The following is a 17776-nucleotide window of genomic DNA, read 5'->3' as shown; positions in this document are numbered from 1 at the left end:
ACAAGTTATTAACTATTACTTGCTAATTATTAATTAATTTGTACCTTTGCAGCCTCTTTATGACATTATAATTATGGAAAAAGTAAAGAAATTTAGACTTGACTTTATTGATGTAATTCGTGCCTTTGCTATTTGTATGATGTTACAAGGGCACTTTGTAAATGGACTTATTGCTGAACGTTATCGTGATGAAAACAATCTTATCTATTGGTTTTGGCACTACTGCACTGGTATCACTGCCCCTGTATTCTTCACTGTTTCAGGCTTTATTTTCACTTTTTTATTAGTAAAAGAAAGTGATATAACTAAAATAGGCTGGAACAACCCTCGTGTGATGAAAGGTATTAGGCGTGGTTTATTGCTTATTGGTATTGCTTACTTCTTGCGTATGAGTTTCCAAAGTGTAGATGTACTGCACTGTATAGGTCTTTCGCTTCTGATGCTGATTGCTACATACCTCATTTCATACAACAGAAAATCATGGGTGATGCCTACCATACTCATCACTACTACTATATTGGCTTTTACCTTTGAGCCTTTTTATAAAGAGTTTGCTTTTAGCTGGCTACCACTGCCTATTGCTAATTACTTCACAAAAGTACACGGTACTCTCTTTACGATATTTCCTTGGTATGGTTATGTATCATTTGGTGGCTTTATGGGATATTTATTTCAGCGAAATAAAAATCACCCTCACCTATACCGCAATGCTATTCTATTATTCTTAAGTGTAGGAGCATTCTTGTTATGGGGCTTTCACTTTATGATAGAACAACTGTTCTATATCAACCATTCTCCATTTTTTGAGCGATTAATGCAGGACTTTGTTTATTTGCGTTTAGGCAATGTGTTACTTGTGTTTGGATTTTTTGCCTTAATGCGCAATGTGATTACTTCACAACTCATTAAAACTATTGGACAAAATACCTTATCAATTTATGTGATACACTGCTTTATCATATATGGTAGTATCACTTCTTACGGACTTATACAGCACTTTGGCGGGCAACTAAAACCTTATCAATTATTTTTAGGAGCACCTACCTTTATAGCTGTATGTGTATGCTTGTCATTTATTTATAATCGTATAAAACCTGTTATTAAATCAGGTCTTGCTTTTGTACTCAAAGAAATAAGAGCATTCTTAATAGAAAGTTATCAATTTATTGTAAAACTATTAGAAAGGCTTCTCGCCTTATTTGTTAAGGAATGAAAAAACATCTAATTATTTTGGCTTCAGTTATGACATTGAATGGCTTACAGGCACAACAACCTCTCACCCCCGAAAAATTATGGGAACTACATCGCGTGAATGGTATAGGTATTGCCCCCGACCTGCAATATGTATTCGTGAGTGTGAGTACTCCCAATATAAAGGAAAATACTTTTAACAAAGAATACTATAAACTTGCCGTAAAAGGAGGTGTACCTATTCCTATAAGCAAAGAAGAGGTAGAAAAACTCACAGCTAAATACAATACCGATAAAAGCCTAAAACTCACTCATAAGGAAGTAAAATTAAAGTCGGTTTTAGGGAAAGATATCTATACTGATTTAGATAAATCATCAGGGAAACTATACAGTAGCTTAGATCACCGCCATTGGGACACATGGAATGAAGGTAGTTACAATCACGTGATGATAGAAGATAGTAATGGTAAACAAACCGATATAATGGAAGGACTGCCCTATTACTGTCCGCAGTTGCCTTTTGGAGGTGATGAGGATTATATATGGAGTCTCGACGGTAAAAAGGTTCTTTATGTTACCAAAGCCAAAGTTGGTACTGATTATGTACTGAGCACTAATACTGATATCTATGAATATGACCTCACTTCCAAAAAAACAACAAACCTTACCGAAGGAATGATGGGGTATGACACTAACCCTCAGTATAGTAAAGAGGGCGTATTGGCGTGGCTCAGTATGGCACACGATGGGAATGAATCTGATAAGAATGACCTATATATACTAAAGAACGGCAAACGCATCAACCTTACTGCACAATGGGATAACACCATATTTAGTTACCGTTGGAGTAATGACGGTAAACGGATTTACTTAATAGCCCCTACTCAAGGTACTGAACAGCTATTTGTAGTAGCTCCTTTTAGTAAAGATACCACTCCAAGACAACTCACAAAAGGCCTTTTTGATGTGAATAGTATAGTAGGACAAACAGGCGACCAATTGGTTGTGATGCGCACGGATATGAACCACGCAGCAGAACTATATACTATTAACTTAAAAGAGAAGAAAAAAGAATATCTATCTCTCAAACAGCTCTCACACTTTAATGATGAACAATATAAGCAGATAGCTCAATGCCCTATAAAGGAACGTATCATCAAGACCACTGACGGCAAAGATATGCACGCTTGGGTGATTTACCCTCCAGACTTTGACCCTAATAAGAAGTACCCTACCCTACTCTACTGCCAAGGAGGTCCACAATCAATTGTAAGTCAGTTTTACAGTTTTCGTTGGAACTTTCAACTAATGGCATCACAAGGTTATATAGTGATAGCCCCTAACAGACGTGGTTTACCAGGGTTTGGAGTAGAATGGAATGCACAAATCAGTGGAGATTGGGGCGGACAGCCAATGCGTGATTACCTATCTGCAATTGATGATATTGCGAAGGAATCTTATGTAGATAAAGATAGATTAGGAGCTGTAGGGGCAAGTTATGGTGGATATTCAATCTACTATTTAGCAGGTATTCATCAAAAACGCTTTAAGACATTTATTGCCCATTGTGGGGTTTTTAATTTGGAAAGTATGTATGGCACTACTGAAGAGCTTTTCTTTAACAATAATGAAATAGGAGGAGCTTATTGGGAAGAGCATAATGCAGTAGCTCAAAAATCGTATAAAGAGTTTAACCCTATAAAGAAAATTAATAATTGGGATACTCCCATACTAATTATTCACGGAGGTAAAGATTACCGAGTACCTGAAGAGCAAGGATTTCAAGCCTTTACTGCCGCACAATTAAAAGGCATTAGAAGTGAGTTACTTTATTTTCCTGATGAAAACCACTGGGTATTACAACCTCAAAACGGACTGCTATGGCAACGAACTTTCTTTAAATGGTTGAAAGAAACACTATAACATAATAGAACAACAATAGAAAAGCTGATTAAGAAATAAATCTTAGTCAGCTTTTTATTCATTAGTAACTTAATTTAACTTGTTATCTTACTTCTTTAAAACACATCACCTTCTTTGAGTTTTTCAGCGTTTTCAGCAAGTTGTAATTCATCAATGAGGCGTTGTACATCTCCATTGATAACATTCTGTAAATCATAGAGAGTAAGCCCGATACGGTGGTCAGTTACGCGACCTTGAGGATAATTGTAAGTGCGTATTTTAGCTGAACGGTCACCACTGGATACCATTGACTTACGGCGAGCAGAATCAGCTTCCATTTTTTTAGCAAGCTCTAATTCGTAGAGGCGAGAACGCAATACTTTTAATGCTTTTTCAAGGTTTTTGTGTTGAGATTTTTCATCTTGGCAACGTACCTCTATACCTGTAGGAATATGCTGGAGTTGAATAGCAGAATAAGTAGTATTCACCGACTGTCCGCCAGGTCCTGTAGAGGTTGTACGAATAATATTCACATCTGCCATATTGAGTTCTACATCAAACTCTTCAGCCTCTGGCAATACCATCACAGTAGCAGCCGAAGTGTGTACACGTCCCTGCGTTTCAGTTTGAGGAACACGCTGTACACGGTGTACTCCTGCTTCAAACTTCAAAGTACCATATACATTATCACCTGTAACTTCAAAAATAATCTCTTTGTAGCCCCCTGCAGTTCCTTCATTGAAATCCATTACTGATGTACTCCATCCTTTGCTTTGGCAATATTTAGTATACATACGATAAAGGTCGCCAGCAAAAATAGAAGCCTCATCTCCACCTGTCCCAGCACGTATTTCCATTACAGCATTCTTCACATCTTCAGGGTCTTTAGGAATCAACATATATTTGATTTCTTCCTCTAATTGAGGTAAGCGTTCTTTACTTTCATCTAATTGCAGTTTAGCCATTTCCACCATTTCGGCATCACTACCATCAGCAATAATTTCTTCGGCTTCAGCAAGATTACCAGTTACATTGATGTACTCTTCTCGCTTGTCCATCAACTCTTTTAAGTCCTTATATTCCTTATTAAGTTGAATGTAACGTTTTTGGTCGGCTATCACATCAGGTTGGATAATCAAATCCGATACCTCATCAAAGCGTTGTTTAACAATGTTTAATTTATCGAGCATTTTTATTCTAATAATAATCTTTTTGAGGGCGCAAAGGTAACAATTAATTAGCTAATTAGCAAATTGCAGAATTATCGCTATAAAAAAACTCTTAAAAAAATTTTAATATTTAGAAAATAAAATATACCTTTGTAGCGTTTTTTAAAAGAAGATTATTTTAACTAATACAAACAAAATGAATTATAGAATTGAAAAAGACACTTTGGGTGAAGTGAAGGTGCCTGCCGATAAATATTGGGGAGCACAAACAGAACGTTCACGTAACAACTTCAAAATCGGTGCACCTGCTTCTATGCCGATTGAAATTATCCGTGGCTTTGCCTATCTTAAAAAAGCTGCTGCATACGCTAACTTCGATTTAGGCGTACTTTCTGCCGAAAAACGCAATGCTATTGCTCAAGTTTGTGACGAGATTCTCGAAGGCAAACTTGATGACCAATTCCCATTGGTAATTTGGCAAACCGGATCAGGTACTCAATCTAATATGAATGTGAATGAGGTAATTGCCAATCGTGCTCAAGTGTTAGCTGGCAAACAAATAGGAGAAGGAGACCCCGTATTAAAGGCTAATGATGATGTGAATAAATCACAATCATCTAACGATACCTTCCCTACAGGAATGCATATTGCTTGTTACAAAATGGTAGTTGAAAAAACTATTCCTGGGGTTCAAAAACTACGCGATACCCTTGCCGCTAAAGCAGAAGCCTTTAAAGATGTTGTAAAGATAGGTCGTACACACCTTATGGATGCTACACCACTTACTTTAGGACAAGAGCTTTCAGGCTATGTAGCTCAGCTTGATCACGCTATTCGCGCTATCAAAAATACTTTAGCACACCTCTCAGAACTCGCTTTAGGTGGAACTGCTGTAGGTACAGGGCTCAACACACCTAAAGGTTATGATGTGAAAGTAGCTGAGTACATTGCCAAATTCACCGGTCTACCTTTTGTAACTGCTCCTAACAAATTTGAAGCTTTAGCTTCTCACGACGCCATTGTAGAAAGCCATGGTGCCCTCAAGCAATTAGCTGTATCATTAAACAAGATTGCAAACGACATTCGTATGATGGCTTCAGGACCTCGTTCTGGTATTGGTGAAATTCTCATCCCTGCTAACGAACCAGGTAGTTCTATTATGCCAGGTAAAGTGAATCCTACCCAATGTGAAGCGATGACAATGGTTGCAGCACAAGTAATGGGTAACGATGTAGCTATTTCAGTAGGTGGTACTCAAGGTCATTACGAATTGAATGTATTTAAACCATTAATGGCTTCTAACTTCCTTAAATCAGCTGAGTTGTTAGGTGATGTTTGTGTATCATTTGAAGAACATTGCGCAAGTGGTATTGAACCTAATTACAAGCGTATTAAAGAATTAGTAGACAACTCGTTGATGCTTGTCACAGCTCTTAATACTAAAATAGGTTATTATAAAGCTGCCGAAATTGCTCAAACAGCACACCGCAATGGTACTACCCTCAAAGAAGAAGCTGTACGTCTTGGCTATGTTACTCCTGAGGACTTTGATAAATGGGTACGTCCTGAAGATATGGTAGGAAGCCTTAAATAATTAATAAGTAATAACTTATATAACAAATAAAGGGTATCTGGAAACAACTTTTTAGATACCCTTTTCTTTTAATACACATCTTAAAACTATATTTTTATGCAAAAAAGAAATCTATTTTTATGGCTGTTTACTATAGCCATATCGTTTGGGGCTACTGCTCAAAACTATGAGTGGAAAGAAGCCCAAAGTGGCGGGTATACTTACAAATATGTAACCCACGACCCCACCAATGCAAGGTTCTATACCTTGAAAAATGGACTTACAGTCATCTTAAGTCCTACTAATAAAGAACCTCGCATTCAGTGTTATGTAGCAGTGAAAGCAGGTAGTAAAACCGACCCTGCTACCAATACAGGGTTGGCTCACTACTTAGAGCACTTGCTCTTCAAAGGTACTGACAAATATGGTTCTCTTGATTGGAACAAAGAAAAGGTACAATTAGACAAAATTGATGCCCTTTATGAAGAGTACAATCACACCAAAGACCCTGCTAAACGTAAGGCTATTTATAAGAAAATTGATTCAGTATCGGGGGTAGCTAGCAAGTATGCAATTGCTAATGAGTACGACAAGATGATGACTGCTATGGGAGCACAAGGTACTAATGCGTTTACTTCTTTTGAGAAAACTGTTTATACTGATGATGTACCAGCAAATGCTATCAATAAGTATATTGCTGTACAAGCTGAACGTTTTCGCAATCCTGTGCTTCGTATTTTCCATACTGAATTAGAAGCTGTATATGAAGAAAAAAATCGCTCTTTGGATAGCGATAATAGTGAAGTATTTGAAACTCTCTTCTCTGAGTTGTTCAAAAAACACAATTATGGCTTGCAAACTACTATTGGTACGGTAGAACATTTAAAAAATCCTTCATTAAAAGAAATTCGCAAGTACTTCCAAACCTATTATGTACCTAATAATATGGCAGTAATATTGGCTGGTGATTTCAATCCTGATAAAGCTATTGCCGAAATTGATAAGGCTTTTAGCTATATGCAACCTAAACCTGTACCTCAATATACTTTTGAGAAAGAAGCGCCTATCACTGCCCCTATCATCAAAAAAGTAGTAGGTCCTGATGCAGAAAGTGTTTCTATAGCATTCCGTTTGCCAGGTAACCAAGATAAAGATGCTCTATTAGCTGATTTAGTAGGTGAAATTCTTACTAATGGCAATGCTGGACTTATTGATTTGAACCTTGTAAAAAAACAAAAGTTACTTAGAGCTAGTGCTTTTGCTTATACACTTATTGATTATGGAGTATTATATTTATCAGGAGCACCTCTACAAGGACAATCGTTAGAACAAGTAAAAGATCTTATGTTAGGGCAAATAGAAAATCTAAAAAAAGGTAATTTTGATGACGACCTTATCCCTTCTATCATAAACAACTTGAAAAAACAAACCATTCAAGGGACTGAATCTTATGGCAATCGTGCTAATATGTTGATGGCAGCTTTTACCGATAATCTCAACTGGAAAGACCAAGTAGCTTATGTAAACAACCTTTCTAAACTCTCTAAAGCTGATATTGTTGCTTTTGCTAACAAATACTTAGGTAATAATTATGTAGCTGTTTATAAAGAGAAAGGAACTCGCACCAATATAGAGAAGATTGAAAAACCTGCAATCACTCCTATTGAAACTAATGCTGATAAACAATCTGATTTTGTTAAAATGATAAATGAAATGCCGAGTGCTCCAGTAGCTCCTGTATTTCTAGATTACAATAAAGATTTACAAAAAGGAAAATTAGGTAAAGCTGATGTACTTTATGTTCAAAATAAAGATAATGAATTGTATCGTCTTACTTTCCGTTATAAGATAGGTTCTTTTAACGATTTAAAATTAGCAATAGCAACTAATTATAGTAAGTTTTTGGGTACTGATAAAAAGTCAGCAGAACAGCTTACTAAAGATCTCTATAAAATAGCTTCAAGTTTTAGAATTTCAGCAGGTGAAGAATACACCACTGTCAATATTGAAGGATTGCAAGAAAACTTTGATGCAGCTGTCAAACTTTACGAAGATTTTATAGCAAACATAAAAGTAGATGAAGAAGCTCTTAAAGCCTTAAAAACACGTGTAGCTAAATCACGTACAGATGCTAAAGCTAATAGAAATGCTATTATGCAAGCCTTAACAAATTATGCAATGTATGGGGCAAAAAATAAATATAACTATACCTTCTCTAATGCCGAAATTGAAGCTATTACAGGCAAAGAGTTGGTAGATAAACTCAAAAACTTGAATAATGTAGAGCAAACAGTTATTTATTATGGTCCTGCTACACTTTCAGAACTTATTGCTAAACTAAAGACTTTGCACAAAGTGCCTGCGAAGTTCGCTAAAGTGGCTCCTAAAAAAGAATTCAAACAAATAGATCAGGGTAAAAACCAAGTACTCTTTACCGATTATGAAATGGTACAAGCTGAAACTCGTTGGGTACGTAATACTGTTCCTTTCAATCCTGCTGAAAGTACTATAATTAGTACCTTTAACAACTATTTTGGTGGAGGTATGGGATCTTTAGTGTTCCAAACTATTCGTGAAAGTAAAGCTCTAGCATATAGCACTTATGGTTATTATGCCTCACCAAGAAAAAAATCCGATAAATATTATGTGCTTGCTTACGTAGGTTCACAAGCTGATAAATTTAAAGAAGCTATTGAGGCTATGAATGAACTACTTAATACAATGCCTGAATTGCCTGCTAATCTAGAATTGGCTAAAATGCAAATCAAACAAGAAATAGAAACTGAACGAATTACACAAGATGGTATTATTTATAGCTATTTAGCAGCACAAGAATTAGGACTTAAAGATGATATACGCAAGCAAGTATATCAAAATATAGATGGTATTACAATGAAAGAGATAAAAAATTTCCATGATAAATACCTTTCTAAAAAACCTTATACTTATGTGATTTTAGCATCTGAAAAGAAACTTTCAAAAGATGAACTTCAAAAAATAGGAGATTTCAAAAAACTCTCTTTAGAAGAACTCTTTGGATACTAAAAATAAAAATGAGGCTCATCAAAAAAGGTGAGCCTCATTTTTTTGTTATTTTCTTCAGTTTTTACTTTTTTTCATAGCTTCTTTGATATGAGTTACTTCAGCTCCTATATCGCCTGCTCCTACAGCTAATAATAATTGAGGACGTTTCTTAAGCAAAAGAGGAATAAGTTCAGTTTTGCTTACTAAAGTTTTTTTAGAAGTAGTTATTTTCTCTAATAAAACTTGTGAAGTAATCCCTTCTATAGGTAATTCACGTGCAGGATAGATATCTAATAGTATCACCTCATCAAATTGTGATAGACTTTTTGCAAAATCATTCATAAAATCACGTGTACGAGTGAAAAGGTGAGGTTGAAAAACAATAGTTTTAGGAGTATTAGGATACATTTCAGTTACTGCTTGATATAGTGCATTGATTTCGGAAGGGTGATGGGCATAATCATCAATGAAAACAAAGTCTTTTTCTTTAATGATATATGAAAAACGACGTTTTACCCCTTTAAAAGTAGCTAAGTGAGGCAACAATTTTTCAGGAGCAATTCCTGCTTTTACAGCCATAGCAATAGCTGCCAAAGCATTGAGTAAGTTGTGTCGCCCTGGTTTCATAAAGGTAATATCTTTATAAATACCTCCTGCATATTTGAAATCAAAATGATAAATACCATCTACAATATGAATGTTTTGGAAACTGTAATCAGAATTATCTTCTAAACCATACGTTTCACCAGCTATGTTTAGTCCGTTGCGTACAATGAGACTGCCTCTAGGTTTAATTTTTCCAGCAAACTCGTGAAATCCTTCTATAAGATGTTGCTCATCACCATAAATATCGAGGTGATCAGCGTCCATAGAGGTAATACAAGCAATGTTAGGTGAAAGTCGCAAAAATGAACGGTCAAACTCATCGGCTTCAACTACTGTATATTCCCTACCTTTGAGCACCAAATTACTATTGAAATTTTCGGCTATACCTCCTAAAAAAGCACTTACCGAAGTTCCACTTTCTACCATAATATGGGCTAAAATACTTGATGTTGTAGTTTTACCGTGAGTACCTGCAACGGCTAAACAAAAGGAGTTTTTAGTAATGAAGCCTAACACTTCTGAGCGTTTTACTACTTGGTAGCCATTTTCTTGAAAAAAAACTAACTCTTTATGATCTTTAGGAACAGCAGGGGTATATACCACTAAAGTAGTTTCTACATTTTTAAATGAATTAGGAATAGCTTTTACCTCATCAGTAAAATGTACTTTTATACCCTCTTTTTCAAGCATTTCAGTAATATCAGTAGAGGTACGGTCATAACCAGCTACTACTTTACCATTGGCATTGAAATAACGTGCAAGGGCAGACATTCCTATGCCTCCAATACCTATAAAATAAACATTTGTTATTGGTTGTAAATTCATAATTTCTTTGTTTCTAATAATTTACCATTTCTATAAGTGCTCACAGTGGTTTCTTTTATACTGCGATCTTCACATATTTTTTGAGAGATTACCCCTTTTTCATATAACTCTTTGCAGTTACCTTTTTCAGTAACATACCATTTTTCAGTTATTTTCCCTTCAGGGTCATATTTGGTAGTAGTTTTACTATTTATTTGTTCGAGTTTGAGTTTGCCATTTTGATAATACTCTTTGGTAGTGTTTTTAATAGTATTTACTTCTTTACTAGGGTTGCCATTCTTGTGATAATTAGTTACTATTTGGTCAGCACCTTCTTTTAAATTAGTGTATATTTCTATTTTTTGAGCAATATTTCCAGCGTGGTCATACACCAATCCTTCTATAGTATTACCTTTGAAGATATTTTTTTTGCGTAATCTTCCTTCAGGAGTAAAAATATGAATTTCAGCAAGTTTTCCATTGTTAAAAATATAAGTAGAAGGAATGTTACGCTTTTTATTTACAAATTTACCTTCACCTACTAATTGACCACTATTACCTATTTCAAACTCGAAATGTTGTTCGTTGTTATCAATGATGTAAGTACCTTTTTGTAAAGCTATCTTTCTCGTGATAAATGCCTGACGTATCATATCAGCATTGATAGCAGCTGAGTTACCTGATTTGAGATTGCGTTGTAATTGTTGATATACTTCATAGTTTGTATATTCTTTGATTTCTACAATACCTTTTTTGAAATCATCACTTTTAGTATCTATAAATACAGAGGGTTTTAAGGTAGTTTGTGCTATAGAAAGCACTCCTCCTCCTAAGAGAGCTATAAAGGTTAAAAATTTAGTCATCTGTTATTTATTATTAAATCTACAATTTCTTTGGTTGCATTGGGTTGAGCTAGCGCTTTAATATGAGACGAAAGATTTTGCTGTTGAGTTTCATCAGTTATCAAGCTGCTAAAAGTATCTGCAAATTTACTATCTAATTCATTTTCTTTTATTAAAATAGCAGCTTGTTTATCAGCTATAGCACGTGCATTTTTAGTTTGATGATCTTCGGCTACATTAGGTGAGGGAATAAATATTACTGGTTTGCCTACTACACATAATTCACTTACAGAACTTGCACCTGCTCGCGAAATAATTACATCGGCAACGGCATAAGCTTGTTCCATACGATCAATAAAAGCTAAAACGTGTACTTGTGAACTATTATACTTTTTGTATTCTTCATAGTAAAGTTTGCCACATTGCCATAACACTTGTACCCCTAATTTTTCAAATAAAGGCAACTGTGTTTCTACTAACTGATTGATGCGTCGTGCTCCTAAACTTCCTCCTAATATCAAAAGTGTTTTTTGATGAGGATTAAGTTGGAAATACGATAAACCTTCTTGGCGATGTTGATCTATATTTAATAAACCTCCACGAATAGGGTTACCCGTTTTTACGATTTTCTCTTTTGGAAAAAAAACTTCCATACCATCATAAGCAACACATATTTTCTTTGCCTTTTGGGCAAGCATCTTGTTGGTAATGCCTGCATAAGAGTTCTGTTCTTGAATAAAGGTAGGTATCCCCATTTGCCCAGCTACTTTCACTACTGCTCCACTAGCAAACCCTCCTGTACCTATGACAGCATCGGGTTTAAAACGCTTGATGATTTGTCGGGATTTCCATAGACTATGGATAAACTTTAGTGGAAAAATCAAATTTTGCCAAGTGAGTTTACGTTGAATTCCTGAAATCCACAAACCTTCAATAGGATAACCAGCTTGAGGTACTTTTTGCATTTCCATACGATCTTTAGCCCCTACAAAAAGTATTTCGGCTTCAGGTAAACGTTTTTTTATTTCATCGGCAATAGCGATGGCAGGGAATATATGTCCGCCAGTACCACCTCCTGAGATAATAAATTTTTTCATACAATTTAGTTATTTAGTTTTAAGTTCAATAACTGTGATTTCAGGCCATACCCCTAAACGACCAGGGAAAGCGTGATAACCAAAACCTCTATTTACATTGAGGTATTTACCACCCTCTTCATACATTCCTCCCCAATATTTGTAAATATATTGTGAGGGGCTCCATTTTAGCCACCCAGGTATTTCAATACCACATTGCATCCCGTGAGTATGACCACTGAGAGTAAGTTGAATATCCTTATTTTCAGGTAACACAACCTCTTGCCAATGAGTTGGGTCGTGACTCATTAATATTTTAAAATCTTCGGTATTTATGCCTTCCATAGCCTTATTCAAATCGCCATATTTAGAAAATCGACCGTGTCCCCAGTTTTCTACCCCTATTAAAGCTATTTTTTCGCCATCACGTTCTAAATAACAATGTTCGTTAAGCAATAGTTGCCATCCCATTTGTTTTTGTAATTGAAATAAATGCTCTAAATTCTGTTGTTTAGCTTCAGGAGTTTCCCAAGAGGAATAATCGCCATAGTCGTGGTTACCCATAATAGAAAATACTCCATCAGGTGCTTGGAGAGTAGCAAAAAGTGATTTCCAATTGTGTACCTCATTTGCTAAATTATTTACCAAATCGCCTGTAAAAAGGATTACATCGCTTTTTTGTGAGTTGATAAGATCTACTCCATAGCGTATTTTCTCATAGTTATCAAAGCTACCACAATGAATATCAGATATTTGAGTAATGCGATAGCCATTAAATGCTTTAGGGAGATTATCGAAATACAATGTGTATTTCCAAACTTTATAGTTATATTTTCCTTTGAAAATACTATAGAGGATAGAAGCAAAAGGAATAGCTGCCAATCCCCAACCTAAAGTACTTACAAACTTACGACGAGAAGGAATACGCGGTGCATTAGTAGGTTTGCGAAATATAGCTTTTATAAGTCGTGTAATATCTTCTAATAACAAAGGAAGAGTTACAAACAAACAGATAATAAGCCACGTAAGTAGCCCTGCAATAGCATATTGTTGAGGGGCACTCCATACAACTTTTCCTCTACAGAACCAATGGTACAACAAGTGAATTACCACTCCTATTGTGATGAGCCAAAATAGCCATTCTACCCAATGGGGAACTTTGAGGGTTTTTAAACTTCTACTTGCATAAAATGTTAGTAGAAAATAAATGATAAAAATACCAATAAGAATTATATAAACCATATTCATTTGTCAATTTACCAATTTGCTAATTGACAACAAACTGGCTAATTATTCATAATTTTTTTGATGTTTTCAATATTAGAAATAGGGCGTTTTGTTTCGTCTAAAAACGCCTCTGTTTTAAATGAGAAAGGCAAAGATGTACCCAAATCCTCAAAAACTGTACCTGAAAAGTGCACTTGGGTAAAACCAGCAGCTTTTATCTGTATAATGCTCTGTGGATTGATACCACCCCCAGGCATAATTGTGGGTTGACCTGCAGCTATGCGGTTGAGATCTTTAAGCAGTTCTAATCCTTCAATAGCTGATTTTTTACCTCCTGAGGTAAGAATACGTTCAACTCCCAAACGTTTAAGGGTTTTAATTGCAGCAATGGGATCGGGGGCACAATCAAAAGCACGATGATAGATAAATTCCATAGTACCTGCAGCTTCTTTGAGGCGTGCAGTACGTTCTTCATCAATTGTGTTATCGCGATGTAACACTCCTGTTACTACTCCTTGGCAACCTAATTCACGACAGAGATTGATGTCGCGTAACATCACATCAAACTCCTCATCGGTATAAGTAAAATTACCACTACGAGGACGTATCAGTACACAGTTACCGATAGAGAGTTCATCCATTACTTTTTTAATTAATCCATAGCTGGGGGTTACCCCTCCTACACCTAATTCGCTACACAACTCTATACGGGTAGCACCTGATATTTCAGCATTTTTAGCCGACTCAAAAGAGCTAGCACATATTTCATAAATCATAGTCTTTGTTAATTTAGAGCGCAAATGTACAAAACAATTGATAATTAGCAATGAAGAATGAGTAATTAATATAAAAATATCCGAGAAAAGTATTATACTTCCTCGGATATTTATATTTGAAGATGTTTCTTTAGTTGTTAGTTTTGTTAAGATCTTCTAATACTGAATCAAAGAACAACAACATTTCGTGAGCGTGGTATTTGCCGTATTTGTTGAAAGTTGCTTGTGTTTTAGTATCAGGTTTCCAATCGAAGAAAGCGTGATTGGCACCTCCTACTTGTATATACTCCACCCTCTGACCGCATTTGGAAAGGGCGCGTTCGTAAGCTTTGACCTCTTCATCTTTTATAAGTCCATCTTCTGAACCTCTAAACAACAATTGGGGTATAGCTCTTTTAGAAGCCTCGGGAATATTATTGATAGGAGCTATTTCGTTCAAAAAAGGATAGTTCTTAAACATAAAAGCAAGAGTTTCTGGACGAAAAACTCCATAACTAGGGGCAACAGCTTTGATAGCATTAGTTAACTCATCACGCACTTGAGTTACTGTTTTTCCTTTAGGCATATAGGTAGGCATAAACTCATACACACCTTGTATTTTACCAAAACCTTTATCACCTATACGTTCTACAAAGTTAGCTGCTGAGGCAGATAGATGTCCTCCCGCACTATCACCTGTAAGGAATAACTTACTGCTATCGCCTCCATATTTAGCAGCGTTTTCAGCAATGTGTAACAAAGCTCCATACACATCTTCTATAATTTGGTGCAATTGAGTAGGAGTACTATCTCCGTCTAGTTTGTCTATCCAGCGATAATCAATGTTGAAAACCACATATCTGCCACTGTTTGCTAATTCGCGTGCCAAACCTCTCATCACCGATTCAGTATTGGAGCTCCATCCACCTCCGTGGATAATTACAACACAAGGTAGGTTTTGCTTACCTTTAGGACTATATACATCGTATTTTAGCGGTTTTAATCCCGGTTTAGCATAAACAATATCTTGCACTACTTTCAGATTAGCTTCCGCTTTTTTAGGTACAAAACAAGCTCCTACATTCATATCTTTGTCTACTTTCACTTTGAACTCAGGTGTAGATTGTTCATAAAACATACCCCCCCACTGTTCTGGTAAGGAGTAATAGCCACTATCAAAAATATAGCCAGTGGCAGGGGTTGCTTTGAGTGTAAGAACTGTGCCTGCTTTTACCATTCCGTCCTTAGGTAAAGTAGGGCTAATAGTATACGAACCATTACGTGCCTCATCAGGCGTTACTTTGAATTTGTTTTGTGCTTGTAGCCCTATAACAAATAAGGTTATAGCACTGAATAGTATGTATTTTTTCATATCTGTTTATTTTAACTATAAAAACAATTCATTTACTTTCCCATATTCTGCCCATTGCATATCATACACTTCATCGGCGAGAGTTTTATCGCTTACTACCTGCAATCCTTGAGCTTCGGCTTTGAGGGTTAGCAGGTTGCCGATAGTAGTTTTAGCATTTAATTTATTGAGTAGAGCTTTTATTGTATCGAGAGATAGATCATTAGCAAGCTGTCCTTGGAAAGGGAGTTCCATCCAAATAATCTCTTTAGCCTCTACATCTAAGATACCAAAGAGGAGTCCTTTTTGTAATGATTGAGCGATACGCACCTGATGAATCACGGTAGAAGGATCATAGGCTACCCCTGTACGCTCAGATACTTTCATTTTATGCTTACTATCCATCCAACCTACTACTAAATTAGGTGATAGAGCTCCATTAGAATAAGCATTGCATACAAAGGTTACGTACTTAGCTTTCTTTTGGCGCAAGATATTTACATCGATATTGATATACTCGGCGGTACCTACTTTATTAGGAATACTACGAATATCACCACTGTGTTGGCAACCCGTAGCGGTAAGTCTACCAAAAAAGCAGATCTCATTTTCCATTCTACATTCTTCGTCAAAGGTAATATAGCAAGACAAGTCCATATCGAGATGCTGGGCAGGGAGGTCTTTACCCCATTGCATAAAAAGGCGTATCTCGTTGCCTTCTAAAGGAAATTTCGTACCCATTAGGGTTGCATTGAAGTCGTGTATATTATTGCTTCTATCACCTATAGGCAAAGGGATATGATACAGCTGTTCATCTATAAATATCGTTTTATGAGGATTGGGTTGTTTAGCAAACTTTCGGCGTATTGTCCACAAACAAAGGTCTTCTACAGCTGTTTTCATCTGGGCTAATTGCTCTTCGTTATAACCTAAATTTACCCATTGATTTTTAGGAGCATTTATATAATCACCTGTGATGATTTTTATAGGGCGTGTACCCTGTGGTGTAAAGTAAAGGTCGGCATAATTATTAAGGGTAAAGAGCAAACGCATAGGTACTTGGTCTATTACTTCTTTGAAGGCGATAATCGTATCATCTGCACCCACCCATAACATAGTAGCGAATAGCGAACGTGCAAACTGGGAAGGGCGTTCTTTTAGATATTCTAAAACAGTATCAGTATCTACATTTAAGTAAGCCTGTTGAACCTTGCCTTGCCACACTTCGTATTTCTGATGATAGAAAATATCTAATAGTGTAGCAAGCTTTTCAAAGCCTTTTTTCTTGCTATACTCGGCTAAACGCAAGGCACGAATAAAGCGCACCCACATTTCGCGCTTAGGGTGCATTAATTCACAAGCCTTCTCAGCTGAAAGAGACAAATTATTTAGCCAGCTTGCTACTCGGGTACATTCCTCACGAGAGTACTTGAGTTTGAGAGCTTGTTTTGCTTCAGTTGTAGCTTGCTCACTCTTATCTAATTGACGCATTATATGCTGGTTGTTTTTAGCATTTTTAGCAACAATTGTTTTAGGAGGGATTATCTGTAAGAAGCCTGTTTTTTTATACCACAAATAGCGCAAAATATCGGTAGGGGTACGAAAACAAGTGCCTGCTTCAGTTTCTTTTCCTTCAGATAAGTAACTATCGACTACTAAGATGAGTGTTTCTTTCATCTGGATAGTTGTTTCTTTGGCTACTGAGAAGTAAGGTAACAAGAGCTTAAGAGAATTGGATTGGGTAGCATCTAAAGCAGTTTTGGAAGCTAATAGATTTTGGTAATATGTATTAGCCTCTCCCTCTCTCCAAAGGTCGAGAATTTTGAGTTTGCTACCTTGCTCGGTATGTTCTATCTTACCTGACTCAAAAGGTGTGCCACAGAAAGGACAGCCATTATAACGCCACAAAGGGAAAGTACCATAAGGAATATAGTGTCCACAAGCTAAAAATCGCTCGTGTTTAGGTATGTAAGAATCGTTATATCTTTCATCTTCGTCTTGATAGTAATCGTAATAATAGCTAGAGTACTCATCATCATATTTTATTAGGTCAGGATACTGATTGTAGAAAGCAGTGATGATATGATCTATTGCACTCTCGCCTGTAGGTACTTCCCAATTCTTAATGAGAGGAGTCCAATTGAGATTGACATTGAGTACTTCTTTAATAATGCGTATCACCTCTTGGCGAAACTCGCTATTAGTACCATTGATAGCATGCAAAAGGTCTTCAGTAACCCCAAAACCATGTTGGCG

Annotated in this window: 12 protein-coding genes; 4 read left to right on the top strand and 8 right to left on the bottom strand. The window is 36.2% G+C overall.

Annotated features, from left to right (window positions below; translation table 11 throughout):
- Positions 1-73: 73 nt before the first annotated feature.
- Entirely contained in the window at positions 74-1213 is a 1140-nt protein-coding gene (locus tag Q0162_RS09150) for a heparan-alpha-glucosaminide N-acetyltransferase domain-containing protein (protein WP_297891026.1), read from the top strand.
- Positions 1210-3114, top strand: coding sequence for a S9 family peptidase (locus Q0162_RS09145; protein ID WP_297891025.1), 1905 nt, complete (start codon positions 1210-1212; stop codon positions 3112-3114). The genes Q0162_RS09150 and Q0162_RS09145 overlap by 4 nt, the downstream gene beginning before the upstream one ends.
- 95 nt (positions 3115-3209) lie before the next feature.
- Here the strand turns inward: Q0162_RS09145 and prfA are convergent, their stop codons facing one another.
- Positions 3210-4283: a peptide chain release factor 1 gene (prfA, locus tag Q0162_RS09140; RefSeq protein WP_297891024.1), complete on the bottom strand. Its 1074-nt coding sequence runs from the start codon at positions 4281-4283 to the stop codon at positions 3210-3212.
- 175 nt (positions 4284-4458) lie between these two features.
- Here prfA and fumC point away from each other — a divergent pair, with 175 nt between their 5' ends.
- Both fumC and Q0162_RS09130 read left to right on the top strand, forming a co-directional pair.
- Positions 4459-5856 carry a class II fumarate hydratase gene (fumC, locus tag Q0162_RS09135; RefSeq protein WP_281639962.1) on the top strand — a complete coding sequence of 466 codons (1398 nt, stop codon included), beginning with the start codon at positions 4459-4461 and terminating at the stop codon, positions 5854-5856.
- 96 nt (positions 5857-5952) lie between these two features.
- Positions 5953-8880 carry a pitrilysin family protein gene (locus Q0162_RS09130; protein WP_297891023.1) on the top strand — a complete coding sequence of 976 codons (2928 nt, stop codon included), beginning with the start codon at positions 5953-5955 and terminating at the stop codon, positions 8878-8880.
- A gap of 54 nt (positions 8881-8934) precedes the next feature.
- Here the strand turns inward: Q0162_RS09130 and murC are convergent, their stop codons facing one another.
- The 7 genes from murC to Q0162_RS09095 all read right to left on the bottom strand — a co-directional run.
- On the bottom strand, positions 8935-10290 hold the full coding sequence (gene murC / locus Q0162_RS09125; RefSeq protein ID WP_297891022.1) for a UDP-N-acetylmuramate--L-alanine ligase: 1356 nt from the start codon (positions 10288-10290) through the stop codon (positions 8935-8937).
- On the bottom strand, positions 10287-11132 hold the full coding sequence (locus Q0162_RS09120) for a hypothetical protein (protein WP_297891021.1): 846 nt from the start codon (positions 11130-11132) through the stop codon (positions 10287-10289). Before Q0162_RS09120 ends, murC begins: the two co-directional genes overlap by 4 nt.
- Complete coding sequence (gene murG, locus Q0162_RS09115) at positions 11129-12208, bottom strand: undecaprenyldiphospho-muramoylpentapeptide beta-N-acetylglucosaminyltransferase (protein ID WP_297891020.1); 1080 nt, start codon at positions 12206-12208, stop codon at positions 11129-11131. Before murG ends, Q0162_RS09120 begins: the two co-directional genes overlap by 4 nt.
- A 9-nt stretch (positions 12209-12217) precedes the next feature.
- A complete protein-coding gene (locus Q0162_RS09110; protein WP_297891019.1) occupies positions 12218-13429 on the bottom strand; it encodes a metallophosphoesterase in 1212 nt (403 codons plus the stop codon).
- 44 nt (positions 13430-13473) lie between these two features.
- Complete coding sequence (locus Q0162_RS09105; protein WP_297891018.1) at positions 13474-14190, bottom strand: copper homeostasis protein CutC; 717 nt, start codon at positions 14188-14190, stop codon at positions 13474-13476.
- 130 nt (positions 14191-14320) lie between these two features.
- On the bottom strand, positions 14321-15541 hold the full coding sequence (locus tag Q0162_RS09100) for an alpha/beta hydrolase (RefSeq protein WP_297891017.1): 1221 nt from the start codon (positions 15539-15541) through the stop codon (positions 14321-14323).
- Between the two features lie 15 nt (positions 15542-15556).
- Positions 15557-17776 (bottom strand): hypothetical protein (locus Q0162_RS09095; protein ID WP_297891016.1); only part of this gene is annotated, 2220 nt, incomplete at its 5' end.

The organism is uncultured Capnocytophaga sp. (genome assembly GCF_937936315.1).
GTDB lineage: Bacteria > Bacteroidota > Bacteroidia > Flavobacteriales > Flavobacteriaceae > Capnocytophaga.
Note: the sequence above shows the minus strand (reverse complement) of the source record. Positions and strands in the feature narration are given on the sequence as shown.